Raw genomic sequence first — 16718 nt, 5'->3', positions numbered from 1 at the left:
CTATGGTAACGATACTAAGGAATAGATGGTGCCCCGGGCCGGACTTGAACCGGCACAACGCGAACGTCGAGGGATTTTAAATCCCTTGTGTCTACCAATTCCACCACCAGGGCACGCAATTCTTTGCGATGCGCTAACTGAAAAGTTAAACACCATCTTTGCCTTACTGCTATAAGCAATCAGACTTTAATTTGGAGCGACACATCGGGTTCGAACCGATGACCTCAACCTTGGCAAGGTTGCGCTCTACCAACTGAGCTAGTGTCGCATAATATGGAGGCGCGTCCCGGAGTCGAACCGAGGTACACGGATTTGCAATCCGCTGCATAGCCACTCTGCCAACGCGCCATATTGTGTTGCTCTACTCAATACCGTCTATGGTAACGATACTAAGGAATAGATGGTGCCCCGGGCCGGACTTGAACCGGCACAACGCGAACGTCGAGGGATTTTAAATCCCTTGTGTCTACCAATTCCACCACCAGGGCACGCAATTCTTTGCGATGCGCTAACTGAAAAGTTAAACACCATCTTTGTCTTACTGCTATAAGCAATCAGACTTTAATTTGGGAGCGACACATCGGGTTCGAACCGATGACCTCAACCTTGGCAAGGTTGCGCTCTACCAACTGAGCTAGTGTCGCATCAATATTTCTCAGCGACCTTTGCCGTGAGAACGAGGCGTACTTTACTAGATTCTAAAAATGAGTCAATTAAAAAAATAAACAATTTATTCAATCGGTTAAAAAGCAGCCCACAGCGAATGATATATATTCAGATTGATCGATGATACTCCAAGTAACTTGCTAAAAAACAAGCAGATAAGCAATTTCGCGGAATATCCTTTAAATAATAAACCCCTCCCGTTGTACGAACGACAAGGCAAATACATCACATTTCCGAGAATTATTGAAATATCACACTATCTAGCTGGCACAGATTCGTTTGTAGGGGTTACTTAACTCATCAACCTCTTTACCTACTGTAATCGGATGACTCTAGAGTTAAGGCTAGTTATCGCATTTGCTATAACCGTTAAAAAATCATGATACCTAAACCGCTATCCCCTCTCATTTCACAGATCGGCATACTATGTATCATCACCAATCTGGCTGAAGCGTGTGCGTTAATAAAGTAACGCATACTGATGTTCACCCCGACAGTATTCATTTTTTATTCACATCTAGTAATAAAACAACGTAATACAGCGTAAATACCGATCATAAAACATCAAATAATGACCAAATCATTGATTAACTAACCGCTACCCCTTTGGGGTTATTTAAAATTGTAGTTGATTTACATCATATTTATTCACAACCTGTCTTATTACTATCAACTCAGATTTAACGCCTTTGTTAAGAGGATATTATGAGCAAAGTCAGATTGGCGATTATCGGTAACGGTATGGTAGGCCATCGCTATATCGAAGAATTAGTCGATAAAGCAGACATGGAAAACTACGAAGTCACTGTTTTCTGTGAAGAACCACGCATAGCATACGACAGGGTTCACCTGTCTTCTTACTTCTCGCACCATACCGCTGATGAGCTTTCACTGGTTAAAGAAGGCTTCTACGAAAAACACGGCATCAATGTTCTTATTGGTGAACGTGCAATCACCATCAACCGCGCTCAGAAAATTATCCACTCTAATACCGGCCGTGAAATTCAGTACGACAAGCTAATTATGGCGACGGGGTCTTACCCTTGGGTTCCACCGATTAAAGGTAATGAAGGTAAAGACTGTTTTGTTTACCGTACCATCGAAGATTTAAAAACCATTGAAGCAACAGCTAAACGCAGCAAGAGTGGTGTTGTCGTTGGTGGCGGTTTACTTGGCTTGGAAGCTGCTGGCGCACTAAAAGCTCTGGGTGTCGAAACACATGTGATTGAATTTGCTCCTGTGTTGATGGCCGAACAGCTAGATCCACAAGGTGGCGAGCAGCTACGTAACAAAATTGAAAAACTAGGCGTAAAAGTTCATACCGGTAAAAATACGCAAGAGATCGTTGCCGAAGGTACAGAAGCTCGCAATACCATGCGCTTTGCTGATGGAACATCGCTTGAGGTTGACTTCATTGTGTTCTCGACCGGTATTCGCCCACAAGACAAGCTTGCTATGCAGTGTGGTTTAGCCACTGGCCGTCGCGGCGGTATCGCTATTGACGATCACTGTCTCACATCCGATCAAGATGTTTATGCCATTGGTGAATGTGCATCTTGGAATGAGATGTTCTACGGCCTTGTCGCACCTGGTTATAAAATGGCGCAAGTTGCCGTTAGCAATTTAATTGGCGGCGACAATACTTTTGAAGGTGCAGACATGAGTGCCAAGCTGAAATTGCTTGGCGTGAAAGTAGGCAGTATCGGTGATGCCAATGGCCGCACACCAAACTGCAAGAGCTACGTATACCTTGATGAAAGCGAAGAAGTGTACAAACGCATTATCGTTTCTGAAGACGGTAAGAAGTTGCTTGGTGCTGTGCTCGTTGGCGATACCTCTGACTACGGTAACTTACTGCAGTTAAAACTGAATGACATCGAATTACCCAAACACCCAGATACATTAATTCTACCTGCACATGCTGGTGCTGAAAAACCAGCAATGGGTGCAGACTCCCTACCCGATTCCGCGGTTATTTGTTCATGTTTTGATGTAACAAAAGGCAAGATAGCAACGGCTGTGGCTGATGGCCATACTACCCTTGGCGAGATCAAAGCGGTGACGGGTGCAGGTACAGGTTGTGGTGGTTGTTTACCTCTTATTACCCAAGTACTGAATGCAGAGCTGGCTAAATCTGGTATCGAAGTGAAAAACCACTTATGTGAACACTTTGAATATTCTCGCCAAGAACTTTTTCACCTTATCCGTGTAGAGCAAATCAAAACCTTTGATGAACTACTGAAAAAATACGGCAAAGGTTATGGCTGTGAAGTATGTAAGCCAACCGTAGGTTCAATTCTGGCATCAAGCTGGAATGACTACGTTCTCACGCAAGAAAACACTCAACTGCAAGATACCAATGACATCTTTTTAGGCAATATGCAAAAAGATGGCACCTATTCTGTTATCCCTCGTATGGCAGGCGGTGAAGTGACGCCTGCAGGCTTAATGGCGGTCGCTGAAGTCGCCAGCGAGTTCAACCTATACACCAAAATTACAGGTGCACAGCGCATTGGTTTATTTGGCGCACAAAAAGACGACTTACCTGTTATTTGGGAAAAGCTGATAGCTGCAGGTTTTGAAACAGGCCAAGCCTATGCAAAAGCCCTACGTATGGCGAAAACCTGTGTGGGTAGTACTTGGTGTCGTTTCGGCGTGCAAGATAGCGTTGGCTTAGGAGTCGAGCTTGAAAACCGCTACAAGGGTATTCGTACTCCGCACAAAATGAAGTTCGGTGTGTCTGGCTGTACCCGTGAATGTGCCGAGGCACAGGGCAAAGACTTAGGCATTATTGCAACAGATGCAGGCTGGAACATGTATGTAGGCGGCAATGGCGGTATGAAACCGCGTCATGCTGACTTACTCGCTGCCGACTTAGACAAAGAAACACTGCTTCAATACATCGACCGTTACCTCATGTTCTACGTACGCACCGCTGACAAACTACAGCGTACTTCTGTTTGGCTAGGCAATCTTGAAGGCGGAATTGAGTACCTACGCGATGTGATCATCAACGACAAGCTTGGCATTAATGCACAACTTGAAGCGGATGCAGAGAAGCTCATTGCAAGCTACCAGTGTGAGTGGACAACCACGCTCGATAACGATGACCAACTAAAACGCTTTAGCCACTTCATCAACTCAGATGAACGCGATAGCAATGTTGTCTTTGTCTCTGAACGTGAACAACACCGCCCTGCTACAACAGAAGAAAAGTCGCCTGTTTATAACATTTCAGTGGAGGAACACGCATGAGTCAGTGGATAACAGCCTGCAACCTAGATGATGTCATTCCAGGCACTGGTGTTTGTGCGTTAGTTAATGGCGAGCAAGTTGCGTTGTTCCGACCAGATACATCAGACACATTCTACGCCATCAGCAACATGGACCCATTTGCACAATCTAACGTGCTATCTCGTGGCCTTATTTGTGAGCATGACGGTGAGCTTTGGGTGGCAAGTCCTCTCAAGAAACAACGCTTCGCATTAAAAGATGGTCGCTGTCTTGAAAATGCAGAAGCTTCAGTCAAAAGCTACCAAGTACAAGTAGTTAACAGCGAAGTTCAAATCGCGGCTTAAACCTATAAGTCCTTAGCTTCACGCTAAGTTTCAGGGAATTTTGCTTACCAGTTATCAAAATTCCCTGCTTTTTGGAATAGGTATAGAAGCCATTATCTATCCCAAAAAGATTTCGATTTAAATTTAAGAAAGGAAAACACGCATGTACGCAGACACGATTAAGAAATGTTCAGCCAATGCTGCACGTATCGTTGATTTTGCAGATAAGGAAAAGTTTGGATTCTGGCTAAGTTCTGCCATGGCAGGCGCTTATGTTGGTCTAGGAATTATCCTTATTTTCACTTTGGGTAATCTGGTCGACCCTTCGATTCGCCCATTAGTCATGGGTGGTACCTTTGGTATTGCCTTAACATTAGTGATCATCGCAGGCTCAGAACTTTACACCGGACACACTATGTTCCTCACTTTTGGTGTAAAAACAGGCCAAATTACCATTACTGATACCTTACGCGTGTTACCACAAACATGGGCTGGCAACCTCATCGGCTCTGTTGGTGTTGCGCTGCTGTTCTTTTATGCTGGTGGTGGAAAGCTACTACCTGATACCAATAGTCTACTTAACAATGTGGCTATGGCTAAAACATCAGGATCTGCCACTGCTCTCTTGTTCAAAGGCATTTTGTGTAACTGGCTTGTCTGCTTAGCTATCTGGATGTGCCAGCGTGTTGAAGGTTCTGCTAAATTTATCGCCATTTGGTGGTGTTTATTGGCCTTTATTGCCTCTGGCTATGAGCACTCTATTGCCAATATGACTATATTTGCATTATCTTGGTTCGGCGAACACAAAGAGGCATTTACATTAGCTGGGATTGGTCACAACCTATTATGGGTAACCATCGGCAATACAATTTCAGGCGTGGTATTTATGGGTCTAGGCTATTGGTTTACAACACCTAAAGCACAACGCCCAGTCATGAATTCTGCAAAAGCGAATGCATCAAGAGCACCACAAACAGCGTAATTAAACGTCACGGTGCAGTAGCGAATACTGCACCACTGATTGCCTTAGTTAAATACCGATTTTGTTTCAAATTGCCGAGTGGAGTAAGCCTAATGACAACCGACAATAAAGTCTGCCACCTGAATCTTCAATCAACGATAGGTAAGGTAATATTGGTTGGCGCTGGACCAGGTGATCCCGACCTATTGACAGTAAAAGCACTACGCATGCTCCAGCAAGCTGATGTCGTTGTTTATGACCGACTGGTTTCAAATGAAATCATCCGATTAATTCCCGAAAAAACGAATCTGATTTTCGTTGGGAAACAAGCTGGTAATCACTGTGTACCTCAAGATGGTATTAACCAAATTTTGGTTGAACAGGCGCTAAAAGGCCAAGTCGTTGTTCGATTAAAAGGCGGTGATCCTTTCATTTTTGGTCGAGGTGGTGAAGAACTTGAAGCTTTGCTTCCTTATGATATTCCTTTTGAGGTTGTACCGGGTATTACTGCTGCTGCAGGCTGTGCGGCTTATGCTGGGATCCCCCTCACCCACCGCGATCACGCACAAAGCGTTCAATTTGTGACAGGTCACCTCAAATCAGAAAGAGAGCAAATCGATTGGTCTTCCTTGGCAAGATCCAATAACACATTAGTGTTCTATATGGGTCTTAGCCAAAGTGGGGAAATTCGTCGTCGATTAGAAGCAAACGGTATGTCGCCACTGACGCCTGCAGCGATTGTTGAGCGCGGTACAAGCAACAACCAACGTGTACTACCTTGTTCATTAGAAACATTAGAGATAATTGCGGCGCACGCCGAAAGCCCAGCACTCATCATTATCGGCAGCGTTACGCAGCTTGCGCACAAACTATCGTGGTTTGAGCCTAAGCAAAGCCTACAAAGTTGCTATAGCAAAATGACCGAAGTAGCAGAAGGCAAGCGCGACATAATCTAATAACTTTTATCTTTGATTAGAGTAAAATAACAGGAATATTAGATACAACAAAGCCAGCAATTAAGCTGGCTTTTCGGACTTTAACCGTCAAACCTCATAGTGAGATCCGGCATAAATTTGGAGGCGCGTCCCGGAGTCGAACCGAGGTCCACGGATTTGCAATCCGCTGCATAGCCACTCTGCCAACGCGCCATTTTTGCCTCACGACTCCAGATGACTAGTCATCTGTATATAAGTTTCTCCGTGAGAACGAGGCGTACTGTACCCTGCTCAGAGATAGAGTCAATAATAAATCTATCAATTAAGAATCAATTGCGCACTCAGCCAACAAAACTATGACATTTTATTCAACACTACTAGAAATCAACCAACCCGAGTGTTTAGCTCTTCTTCGTCGATTTAGTTAGTACAGAATAAGATACACTGCTAGAACCACCAGCCAATCCTGGTTTCACGGATCCAAACACGGTGTTTTCAAACAGGATATAATAATTACCCGCCGTTAAGTTAAACCAGCCTGTTTCATGACTACTCTCTAACGGGGTAATGCTTTTAATGTAACTCAACCCTGCATTTGAAAAGGCATTATTTTGTGTGGTTGCTACCCAAAGCCGATAATCACTTTCATCCAGTACATACGCCTCAATGGCATCACCACCCAATAAAGTCGCTTTCACCTTCACTTGTTGATCGGCATTGATGGTGAATGACTCTGATTTATACTGATCAGACTTAACATATAAAGAGTCTGATTCCACCACATCCTCACCACTATCACATCCAGCTAAACCTATAACAGATGAGAGAGCCATTATGGCAAGAAGCTTTTTCCTATTATCCATATTATTAACAACGATGTTTTATTGGGTAATTCACTATATCAAAAAAGTCAGCAAAAGCTGACTTTTCTTCAAGTTAAGTACTATTTAACAGTCCATTGTGACAATGATCGCTTAAAGTCTTCATAGCCAAATTCATTCAGCTTTTGGATTTCACCCGTTGAGCGCTCACAATAAATGGATGGCATTTTCAGGCCATTAAACCAATTCAGCTTCACCATGGTATAACCTGCACTATCGACAATATGAAGGCGCTGGCCGATCTTTAATGGTTCATCAAACTGAGTGACACAAAACTGATCACCAGCAAGGCATGAACATGATCCGATAACATATTCATGCTTACCATCATCTGATGCTTCAGCAATCGTAGCTGGCTCATCATAAATAAGCGTATCTAAGCGATGTGCTTCTGTCGCTGAATCCACAATCGCAGTTTTCATGCCGTTTTCAACCACATCAACCACAGTCACAACAAGATCTGCCGTTTTAGTGATAATCGCTTCACCAGGCTCAAGGTATAGCTGTACACCGTGTTTTTCTGAGAAGGCTTTTAGTGCCGCTGCCAGTTTTTCAATCGCATAGCCCGGCCATGTGAAGAACACACCGCCGCCTAAGCTCACCCAATCAAGTTTGTTTAGGTGTTCACCAAACTGTTCAGAAATAGCATCAAGTAACCCAATGAAAGCATCAGCATCTTTGTTCTCACAGTTCATGTGGAACATCACGCCATCAATCGTATCAAAGACAATCGGGTCAATGTGATCGGCTTGAACACCAAGACGAGAAAACTGACGCGCGGGGTTTGCTAAATCTTGCCCTGCATAGCTCACACCTGGGTTAAGGCGTAAGCCCATTGACGCTTTGCCTTCAACAAGATGGCGATGCGCCGCTAGCTGTGTTTGTGAGTTGAAAATCAACTTATCACAAATATTCGCCACTTCTTTTACATCGTCTTCGCTGTAACCCACGCTGTAAGCATGCGTTTCACCACCAAAGGTTTCGTAACCTAGCTTTACTTCAAATGGACCACTACTTGTCGTGCCATCTAAGTAAGGTTTGATGATGTCGAATACACCCCATGTCGAGAAGCATTTCAGCGCCAGTACCAGCTTTACGCCTGATAGTGCTTTTAGCTGCTTAGCTTTCTCTAGGTTTTGGATCAACTTGTCTTCGTTGATCATGAAGTATGGGGTTTTTAGTTGTTCTTTATTGTTTACTGTCATTGTTCATTCCAACAACTCTTCGAGTTCAGTCTTAGTTTCCCCTCTAACGAGGGGAGATACTTTTTGTCTACAGCCAATGAAAAATAGGCATTTAGCAACAACACATAAAATAGAAGAGAGCCTCAGCCCTCTTCTTTATATTCGCAACGTTTAAGCTTTCTACGGTAATAACCTATAAGGCTTTTAAGCGCAGGCATTTCTCTTCAGTGCTAGGCGGAAGCGCGGAGTTTATAGGCATAAATGAGCACTTCCAACGACGCAACGAAGAGAAATAACCAGTTTAAAACCTTATTTCAAGATTTTGATGTCTGGCTGACCCACTGGTAACTCTTGAACGTGCCAATCTAGACCGATGCTTGGCATAGTTTCTAGGAACGGATCTGGGTTTAGCTGTTCCATGTTGAATACGCCTTTATCTGCCCATTCGCCACGGAAGAACTGAAGTGCTGCAGTAATCGCTGGCACACCTGTGGTGTAAGAGATCGCTTGGTGCTCTACATCTTTGTACGCCACTTCGTGATCGGCATTGTTGTAGATGAATACACTGCGTTCTTTACCGTCTTTTTTACCTTGTACCCAAGTACCGATACAAGTTAAACCTGTGTAACCTGGCGCTAATGATGTTGGGTCTGGTAGTAATGCTTTTAGTACGTGTAGAGGCTGAACAACGGTACCATCATGCAGTGTTAGTGGGTCTGGGCTTAGTAAGCCAATATCACGCATGCAGTTGAAGTAGTTTAGGTAAGCATCGCCAAAGCCCATCCAGAATTCGATACGTTTTGCTGGGATGAATTCCTTCATTGAGCGCACTTCATCGTGTGCCATTGAGTAGACTTTTTGAGTACCACAGTTAGGGAAATCAAACTCTAGCATACGTGTGTGACAAGGTACTTGTTTCCACTCTTCGTTTTCCCAGTAGAACGAATCACCTTGGATTTCTAGCATATTGGTTTCTGGATCAAAGTTAGTCGCGAACTTCTTACCGTGGTCACCAGCGTTTACATCCATAACATCGATGGTGTCGATTTCATCGAACAGGTGCTTAACTGCGTATGCTGCAAATACAGACACTACGCCTGGATCAAAACCTGCACCTAGGATACCTGTGATACCTGCTTCTGCGAATTTCTCACGGTAGCCCCACTGCCAATCGTACGCTTGTGGTACTTGCTGGCCTTCTGAGCATAAATCTACCGCTACTGATGTATCTAGGTAAGATACTTTCGCTTGGTAACATGCTTCCATGATAGTCATGTTGACCCATGGAGGACCTGCATTGATCACAAGATCAGGCTTCACTTCGTTGATCAGTGCAACCAGCGCTTCAACGTCATCAGCATCTACTGCGCGTGCTTCTAGTTTTTTCGTTGTGTCTTTCAGGTTGTTACGACCCTTGATTGACTCAATGATTTTTTCACACTTAGATACTGTACGTGATGCGATAGTGATATCGCCTAGCACTTCGTTGTTTTGCGCTGCTTTATGTGCAACAACCCAGCCAACGCCGCCTGCACCAATTTGTAAAATAGCCATAATTTTTTCCGTTTATTAAATCAGTAAAAATCGTAATCAGCGAACACACTGACTACGGTTAAGTCGTGTATTAGCCTGTCACTAACTCAAGTTGAGCTGCGACTTGGCGTATTTCGTTAAGTAATGATTCAAAATCTGACAAGGTCAGACATGGGTTCAAAATCGTCAATTTCAGTGACACCTTGCCATCGACGATGGTTTCCCCTAATACCGCTTTTCCTTGCACTAACGCATCAATGCGTAGCTGTTTATTCAGCTGGTCGAGATCGACAATATCTTGCCCAACGTAGCGGAATAACACAGTTGAAAGTGCAGGATCTGCAAATAGTTCAAAGTCTGCAGATTGATTGATCATGTCTGCGACTTGTTGAGTTTGACCTAGCAAATGATCGTACATTGCGCCCAGCGCTTGCGTACCCACACACTGCATGGTCATTAAGACTTTTAGCGCATCAAAACGCTTGGTTGTCGCAATAGATTTATCTACCAGATTTGGCAGTAAATCATCTTCACGGTTCAAGTAATCTGCATGGTGACGTAAGTACTTAAAGTTCTCTTTATCTTTAAGTAATACTGCACCACAACTGATTGGTTGATAGAAAAGCTTATGGAAATCGACACTCACTGAGTCCGCTTTTTCTATGCCGTGCAAACGTGATTTGTGACGGCTGAGAATCAGTGCCCCACCGTAAGCACCATCAACATGGAACCAAAGGTTATGTTGTTGAGCAATATCAGCCATGCCCGCTAAATCATCAATTGCGCCATGATCGGTTGTACCAGCCGTACCGACTAACGCAAATGGCAGCAAGCCATCATTACGTAATGCTTCAACGGTTTTTACCAGCGATGCAATCTTAATAGTGCCATCTGGGTTGGTATCAACACACTCAACAGCATGTTCACCCAGCCCCATCAGTGATGCTGATTTTTGTACCGTAAAATGCGATTTCTTCGAACACAGAATGCGCAACTTACTCGCATACTCAGGCAAGCCTTGCTTCTGGATATTGTGACCAGAAATGGTATCAGCCGCCCAGTCACGAGCCAGTAGCAAGCCCATCAAGTTACTTTGCGTACCGCCAGAGGTGAAAATACCGTCAGCTTGTTCACCCAATTTGTAAACACCACACAACCAATCAACTACTTTTTGTTCTACAAAAGTGGCTGAACTTGCTTGATCCCATGAATCCATTGATTGGTTCAAGGCAGCAATAAACGCTTCAGCCGCAACAGCGGGTAATAATGGTGGGGTATGCAAGTGTGCGATACAGTGAGGATGCTGAACAATGATCGAGTTTTTGGCAATCAGCTCGCCCGTTTGCTCTATTACAAGATCAAGCGGCAACTGCTGATTATCCAAGTCGATATTGTTAATCATCGACTTGAGGACTTGAGGTTCTAGGCCTGAATACGGCGCATCACACTCTTCAAATACTTTTTTCAGTACTTGAGTGGTTTGATTCAGTGCAGCTTCAAACAAATCTGCACCAGATTTTCCAGTATGAATAAAGTGATCGCGCCAATGGCTCTGCTCGCTAACCGCAAGCGACTCAACCACCTTAGCAGGGCCTGCTGTTGCAATAATGGCCTTGCTTAGTGCATCAAGTGCAAAATCAATTTGTTCAAGAGTGATGATTAAAGGCGGAAGGAAACGTAAAACAGAACCTTGACGACCACCTTTTTCAATGATCAAACCGCGCTCTAGCGCAGCACGCTGAATTTGCGAAGCCAGTTCTGGATCAGCTTCTGGTTCACCAAATTTGTTTTTGCTACCATCGGTTTTTACGATTTCAGCACCCAGCATTAAACCTTTACCACGCACTTCGGCAATACAGTTCGTGTACTGAGCGATGCGCTCTAGTCCTTCACGGAAATACTGGCCTGCAGTTTGTGCATGTTCGACTAAGTTATCGCGACGGATAATTTCCAGTGCTTTTGCACCCGTGGCCATTGCTAGCTGATTACCACGGAAAGTCCCCGTGTGTTCACCTGGGCGCCATGTATCGATAGATTTATTGAAAATCAAAATCGACATTGGCAAGCCGCCACCAACCGCTTTCGATAAACAAAGAATATCAGGGTTAATGCCCGCCTCTTCAAATGCAAAGTTATGGCCTGTTTTACCAATACCGCACTGAATTTCATCGAAAATTAATAAAATACCCTGTTCTTGGGTAATTCGGCGTAATTCGCGTAGCCAGAATGCAGGTGCAGGTATAACCCCACCTTCCCCTTGGACGGGTTCAACAATAATAGCCGCTGGTTTTTGAACACCACTTTCATCGTCGCTGAGCATGCGTTCAATGTAGCGGATACTTTGTTTTGCGCTTTCGTCGCCTTGTAAGCCAAATGGGCAACGTAAGGTATAGGGAAATGGTAAAAAGTGCACATCAGACATCAAGCCTTGGCGACGTTCTTTAGTGCCAAGGTTACCCATCATCGCCATCGTACCGTTTGTCATCCCATGGTAAGCACCATGGAATGCCGCCATCGTATTTCGGCCTGTCGTTTGCTTCGCTAACTTAATGGCCGCTTCAACAGCATCTGCCCCAGACGGACCACAGAATTGGATACATGCATTTTCAGCAAAGGATTCTGGAAGGAAATCCATCACTTCTCTGATGAATTTATCTTTGGCTGGTGTCGTCATATCAAGCGTTTGATACGGTAAACCCGCATTCAGCTGATCGATAATGGCTTGGTTAATTTCAGGGTGATTATAACCCAAGGCCAACGTACCTGCCCCTGCAAGGCAATCAACAAACAGTTGACCACGTGTATCTTCTACCAGTACACCTGCCGCTTTTGCTATTGCTAGTGGTAAGCGACGAGGGTATGAGCGAACTTCCGATTCATAATGCTCCTGACTCAGTAGTAATTCATCAGGGGTCAAGTCGTACAAATCGTGCACGACAGGCACATTAGACGCATGTTTAAGATTATCTAAATCAAACACGTTATTCATGATTATTCCATATCAAAAAATTTGCTGTGTTTAATCCGTAAACGCATTGTATGAACTATAGCTGTTAGTATTCGATAACAAGGTTATGCGTAATTGCATAGCTATTGTTAACATACCAAGGGTAACCATAGACACTTTGGAGTTTTACGGATAACACATCACTATTCAGCAGCTAAAAGCTGATGAAATGCATAGTGCGCCAGAGACTGGCTAAAATTTTAAGATCGGATGTTCAAGGCTCAGTAATAATACTGCAGTTGGGTAAGACAAAGCTGGATTGGTTTTTGAAAAATACAATATGCACTGTTGGGTTCCTTCAATATGCGCCTGATTTATTTGTACAGGCTTGCACTATTAATGCCCTTCTACTGCTGCGAAGTCTTCGCATCAGTACCTACGGCACGCTATAGCAATATCAGTAAGATCTGCCATAACGCATGTGCCTCAATAAACATGGTCTACTGAGATTGGGCAGGAAAGTAACACAGACGACAGTGCGTTTCCACCGTATATTTCATTTTGAACATAATCTAAAAATACTGTACATATTTTTATTGATTAAAAACCAAGCAGATAGGTGCTATCCATATTCCAGATAGCAAAAAGGCGACCTAAGTCGCCTTTTTTTGATATGTTTATTTACATATTGTCGGCATGAAGTAAATCATCTTTTGCTGCTTTTAAGTACAGGTACATCGACCAGTAGGTTAAAACCAACGCAATATAGAGTGATACATAACCAATCCACACCGCCCACTCAGTCGGATGCCAAAGCAATATGAAGAGTGCAAACATTTGCGTTGCTGTCTTCACTTTACCAACCCAAGACACAGCAACGTTAGAACGTTTACCGAGTTCTGCCATCCATTCACGTAAGGCGGAAATTATAATTTCACGCCCAATCATTGTTACCGCTGGAATGGTGATCCATAGGCTATGATAGTCTTCAACAACCAGAACTAACGCTGTCGCTACCATCAACTTATCGGCAACAGGATCAATAAAGGCACCAAAACGTGTTGTTTGATTGAGTTTACGAGCTAGATAACCATCAAACCAATCAGTCACACCCGCTATCCAGAACACAAATGCCGTCGCAAAAGGCGACCATTCATAAGGCAGATAGAATGTAATAACGAAGACGGGGATAAGAAACAAGCGGATGAAGCTCAAAATATTCGGAATTGTTAAACGCATAACGATTATTCTTATAAGTGATTTTAATAGAGTGCCGCAAAGCTAGCTATGTTGCAATGCGTCAAATATCTTTTCTGCCAAAGAGTTACTGATCCCTGGAACCTTGGCGATGTCTTCTTTACTGGCTCGTTTTAGTTCTTGAAGTCCACCCATGTATTTAAGTAATGCTTGTCGACGTTTAGGGCCAATCCCTTCAACATCTTCTAATGCACTGCGGTTACGTACCTTGGCACGTTGTGCGCGGTGCCCACTAATAGCGTGATTATGGCTTTCATCACGTATGTGCTGAATAAGATGCAATGCTGGTGAATCACTTGGCATTGAAAATTCTTCACCCGTTACTAAAAGTAGGGTTTCCAGCCCGGGTTTACGTGTTGTGCCTTTCGCCACACCAACAAGTAATGAACGCTTTGGCCAATCTTGCATATATGTACTCACTACATCATACGCTCTTGAAAGCTGACCTCTACCCCCATCAATAAAAATAATATCTGGGATCTTATCAGGATCCATTTGTTTACCATAACGGCGCTCTAACGCTTGTGCCATGGCTGCGTAATCATCCCCACCGGTAATGCCTGTAATGTTAAAGCGGCGATACTCAGGCTTTAACGGACCATCTTTATTAAACACAACGCACGAGGCAACGGTTTTTTCACCCATAGTATGGCTGATATCAAAACATTCCATTCGATTGATTACGTCTAATTTGAGGGCTTCTGACAGGGCAGAAAAACGCTGTTGAATCGTCATTTTATGATTCAACTTACTAATTAATGCTGTATTGGCATTCGTTTGCGCTAATTTTAGATACTGACCACGACTACCACGCGGGTTGGTTTTCAGGGTGATTTTCCGCCCAGCGACTTGGCTTAACGCATCTGAAATAACGGTTTGCTCGTCCCCTAGCGACTCCCCTAACACAATCACTGTTGGGATCACTCGACCTTCAGCTTGGTTAAGATAAAACTGAGTCAAGAAACTGGATAAGACTTCAGGTAAATCCGCGTCAGATGGCACTCTAGGGAAATAGCTGCGGCTACCAAGGATTTTACCTTGGCGAATATACAGTGCATGAATACATGCCATGCCGCGTTCATGTGCAATACCAATAACGTCAATGTCATCTTCGTTGTCATGGCTGACAAATTGCTGCTCTTGCACACGACGCAATGCTTGAATTTGATCGCGATAGGTTGCGGCCTTTTCAAACTCCAGCGCCACGCTCGCTTGTTCCATTTTCTCGACTAGCGAACTAATGACTTGGCGATCTTTGCCTTGCAAAAATAAACGCACATAGCCTAGTTGATCGTTATATTCTTCGTTGCTAACCAGGCCTTTAACACAAGGACCTAAACAACGACCAATCTGATACATCAAGCAAGGGCGACTACGATTCGCATAAACTGAATCTTCACATTGGCGCACAGGAAATAGCTTTTGCATCAAATGCAGGCTTTCTCGCACAGCACCTGGGTTCGGATATGGCCCAAAATACTCCCCTTTACGCTTTTTTGTACCACGATGAATACTTAAGCGAGGGTGCTTATGGTGGCTTAAAAAGATATAGGGATAGGACTTATCATCGCGCAGCAATACGTTGTATTTAGGTAAATACAATTTAATGTAGTTGTGTTCGAGGATCAGAGCTTCAGTTTCTGTATGCGTAACAGTGACATCAACTTTATTGATGTTTTTGACAAGCGCCCGCGTTTTTTCGCCTGCAACATTAGCGCGAAAATAACTCGAAAGACGTTTTTTGAGGTCTTTAGCTTTACCGACATAGATCACCTCACCAGTGGCATCGTACATCCGGTACACGCCAGGCTGGTGAGTGACTGTCATCAAAAAGCTTTTTGAATCAAAAGCTATTTCTTCGTGATGTTCTGACACTACAAAGTCTCTGTGTCTAGCATCCCGTGGCGAATTGCAAGGTGGGTTAACTCCACATCACCACTTATATCAAGCTTGTTGAACAAACGGTAGCGGTAGCTATTAACCGTTTTAGGACTTAGGCTCAGTTGCTCTGAAATGTCGGTTACTTTCTGGCCTTTAGTGATCATCATCATGATCTGTAACTCACGCTCAGAAAGATCTTTAAACGGGTTTTCAGCATCTGAAGCAAATTGGCTAAGTGCCATTTGCTGCGCAATTTCAGGTGAAATATAGCGCTGTCCACTATGCACCATACGGATAGCATTGATCATTTCGTCAGGGCCTGCGCCTTTAGTCAGGTAACCTGACCCACCAGCTTGCATAACCTTAGTCGGAAATGGGTTTTCCGTATGAATAGTTAATACAATAATCTTTACATCAGGGTTGAAGCGAAGAATCTTACGGGTAGCTTCAAGACCACCGATACCTGGCATATTCATATCCATAAGAATGATATCCGCATGTTCACTACGGCACCATTTTACGGCATCCTCACCACTGTCGGCTTCCCCTACCACTTTAATACCACGGACATCTTCAAGAAGACGTCGGATCCCTGTGCGAACCAGTTCGTGATCATCTACAAGGAATACATTAATCAAGCTGTATCTCCAATGATTTGGCTCTGCACCCAGTCAGAATTGACGGGATTGCTTAATAATACCTAATTTTACCCCAACTTGACATCCGAACACATTCGCATTCTGTGCCTTAGCGCAAAAATTCGAATCAAGTTCAGGCTTGACAAGTCTTACCAGAAGGGCATTTATTACAGGCTTCAAATTAAATATCTGTAAACAGCAGTATTTACTAACTCTTCCAAAAAATAAAGTAGAAAAGAGAGCAAATTTAGATGGTTACAAAATATACACTCTATTTT

General features: G+C 43.8%; 11 protein-coding genes and 6 tRNA genes. 4 read left to right on the top strand and 13 right to left on the bottom strand.

The window, feature by feature from the left end; all coding sequences use genetic code 11:
• Positions 1-26: 26 nt before the first annotated feature.
• From ASV53_RS15330 to ASV53_RS15310, 5 genes are all read right to left on the bottom strand, one after another.
• A tRNA-Leu gene (locus ASV53_RS15330) sits at positions 27-113 on the bottom strand.
• Between the two features lie 79 nt (positions 114-192).
• Positions 193-268: transfer RNA gene (locus ASV53_RS15325), tRNA-Gly, on the bottom strand.
• 6 nt (positions 269-274) lie between these two features.
• A tRNA-Cys gene (locus ASV53_RS15320) sits at positions 275-348 on the bottom strand.
• 53 nt (positions 349-401) lie between these two features.
• A tRNA-Leu gene (locus tag ASV53_RS15315) sits at positions 402-488 on the bottom strand.
• 83 nt (positions 489-571) lie between these two features.
• Positions 572-644 (bottom strand) — tRNA-Gly (locus ASV53_RS15310).
• 727 nt (positions 645-1371) lie between these two features.
• Here ASV53_RS15310 and nirB point away from each other — a divergent pair.
• The 4 genes from nirB (at position 1372) to cobA (ending at position 6140) form a co-directional block, all read left to right on the top strand.
• On the top strand, positions 1372-3921 hold the full coding sequence (gene nirB / locus ASV53_RS15305) for a nitrite reductase large subunit NirB (RefSeq protein ID WP_094957703.1): 2550 nt from the start codon (positions 1372-1374) through the stop codon (positions 3919-3921).
• Positions 3918-4244: a nitrite reductase small subunit NirD gene (nirD, locus tag ASV53_RS15300; RefSeq protein WP_094957701.1), complete on the top strand. Its 327-nt coding sequence runs from the start codon at positions 3918-3920 to the stop codon at positions 4242-4244. The genes nirB and nirD overlap by 4 nt, the downstream gene beginning before the upstream one ends.
• Before the next feature lie 142 nt (positions 4245-4386).
• On the top strand, positions 4387-5205 hold the full coding sequence (gene nirC, locus ASV53_RS15295; RefSeq protein WP_094957700.1) for a nitrite transporter NirC: 819 nt from the start codon (positions 4387-4389) through the stop codon (positions 5203-5205).
• 92 nt (positions 5206-5297) lie between these two features.
• Positions 5298-6140 carry a uroporphyrinogen-III C-methyltransferase gene (cobA, locus tag ASV53_RS15290; RefSeq protein ID WP_094957699.1) on the top strand — a complete coding sequence of 281 codons (843 nt, stop codon included), beginning with the start codon at positions 5298-5300 and terminating at the stop codon, positions 6138-6140.
• A gap of 118 nt (positions 6141-6258) precedes the next feature.
• Here cobA and ASV53_RS15285 read toward each other — a convergent pair.
• From ASV53_RS15285 to uvrY, 8 genes are all read right to left on the bottom strand, one after another.
• A tRNA-Cys gene (locus ASV53_RS15285) sits at positions 6259-6332 on the bottom strand.
• Positions 6333-6520: 188 nt separating this feature from the next.
• On the bottom strand, positions 6521-6952 hold the full coding sequence (locus tag ASV53_RS15280; RefSeq protein ID WP_094957698.1) for a hypothetical protein: 432 nt from the start codon (positions 6950-6952) through the stop codon (positions 6521-6523).
• 110 nt (positions 6953-7062) lie between these two features.
• The gene (gene nspC, locus ASV53_RS15275) at positions 7063-8205 is read right to left on the bottom strand and encodes a carboxynorspermidine decarboxylase (protein ID WP_094957697.1); all 1143 of its coding nucleotides are present in this window, start codon (positions 8203-8205) and stop codon (positions 7063-7065) included.
• Between the two features lie 288 nt (positions 8206-8493).
• On the bottom strand, positions 8494-9738 hold the full coding sequence (locus ASV53_RS15270) for a carboxynorspermidine synthase (RefSeq protein WP_094957696.1): 1245 nt from the start codon (positions 9736-9738) through the stop codon (positions 8494-8496).
• 70 nt (positions 9739-9808) lie between these two features.
• Positions 9809-12706, bottom strand: coding sequence for a pyridoxal phosphate-dependent class III aminotransferase (locus ASV53_RS15265; protein WP_094957695.1), 2898 nt, complete (start codon positions 12704-12706; stop codon positions 9809-9811).
• 639 nt (positions 12707-13345) lie between these two features.
• Complete coding sequence (gene pgsA, locus ASV53_RS15260) at positions 13346-13903, bottom strand: CDP-diacylglycerol--glycerol-3-phosphate 3-phosphatidyltransferase (protein ID WP_062690891.1); 558 nt, start codon at positions 13901-13903, stop codon at positions 13346-13348.
• A gap of 42 nt (positions 13904-13945) precedes the next feature.
• Positions 13946-15748 carry an excinuclease ABC subunit UvrC gene (gene uvrC, locus ASV53_RS15255; protein ID WP_275657103.1) on the bottom strand — a complete coding sequence of 601 codons (1803 nt, stop codon included), beginning with the start codon at positions 15746-15748 and terminating at the stop codon, positions 13946-13948.
• A gap of 47 nt (positions 15749-15795) precedes the next feature.
• Complete coding sequence (gene uvrY / locus ASV53_RS15250; RefSeq protein WP_094957693.1) at positions 15796-16440, bottom strand: UvrY/SirA/GacA family response regulator transcription factor; 645 nt, start codon at positions 16438-16440, stop codon at positions 15796-15798.
• Positions 16441-16718 lie beyond the last annotated feature (278 nt).

Source organism: Photobacterium sanguinicancri, assembly GCF_002265265.1.
GTDB lineage: Bacteria > Pseudomonadota > Gammaproteobacteria > Enterobacterales > Vibrionaceae > Photobacterium > Photobacterium sanguinicancri.
This window is presented reverse-complemented; position numbering and strand designations above follow the sequence as displayed.

What these genes read in the sequence shown, in the direction of transcription:
- nirB (WP_094957703.1), top strand. Translation starts at nt 1,372, where the DNA reads ATGAGCAAAGTCAGATTGGCGATTATCGGTAACGGTATGGTAGGCCAT.
- nirD (WP_094957701.1), top strand. Translation starts at nt 3,918, where the DNA reads ATGAGTCAGTGGATAACAGCCTGCAACCTAGATGATGTCATTCCAGGC.
- nirC (WP_094957700.1), top strand. Translation starts at nt 4,387, where the DNA reads ATGTACGCAGACACGATTAAGAAATGTTCAGCCAATGCTGCACGTATC.
- cobA (WP_094957699.1), top strand. Translation starts at nt 5,298, where the DNA reads ATGACAACCGACAATAAAGTCTGCCACCTGAATCTTCAATCAACGATA.
- ASV53_RS15280 (WP_094957698.1), bottom strand. Translation starts at nt 6,952, where the DNA reads ATGGCTCTCTCATCTGTTATAGGTTTAGCTGGATGTGATAGTGGTGAG.
- nspC (WP_094957697.1), bottom strand. Translation starts at nt 8,205, where the DNA reads ATGACAGTAAACAATAAAGAACAACTAAAAACCCCATACTTCATGATC.
- ASV53_RS15270 (WP_094957696.1), bottom strand. Translation starts at nt 9,738, where the DNA reads ATGGCTATTTTACAAATTGGTGCAGGCGGCGTTGGCTGGGTTGTTGCA.
- ASV53_RS15265 (WP_094957695.1), bottom strand. Translation starts at nt 12,706, where the DNA reads ATGAATAACGTGTTTGATTTAGATAATCTTAAACATGCGTCTAATGTG.
- pgsA (WP_062690891.1), bottom strand. Translation starts at nt 13,903, where the DNA reads ATGCGTTTAACAATTCCGAATATTTTGAGCTTCATCCGCTTGTTTCTT.
- uvrC (WP_275657103.1), bottom strand. Translation starts at nt 15,748, where the DNA reads ATGACAGTCACTCACCAGCCTGGCGTGTACCGGATGTACGATGCCACT.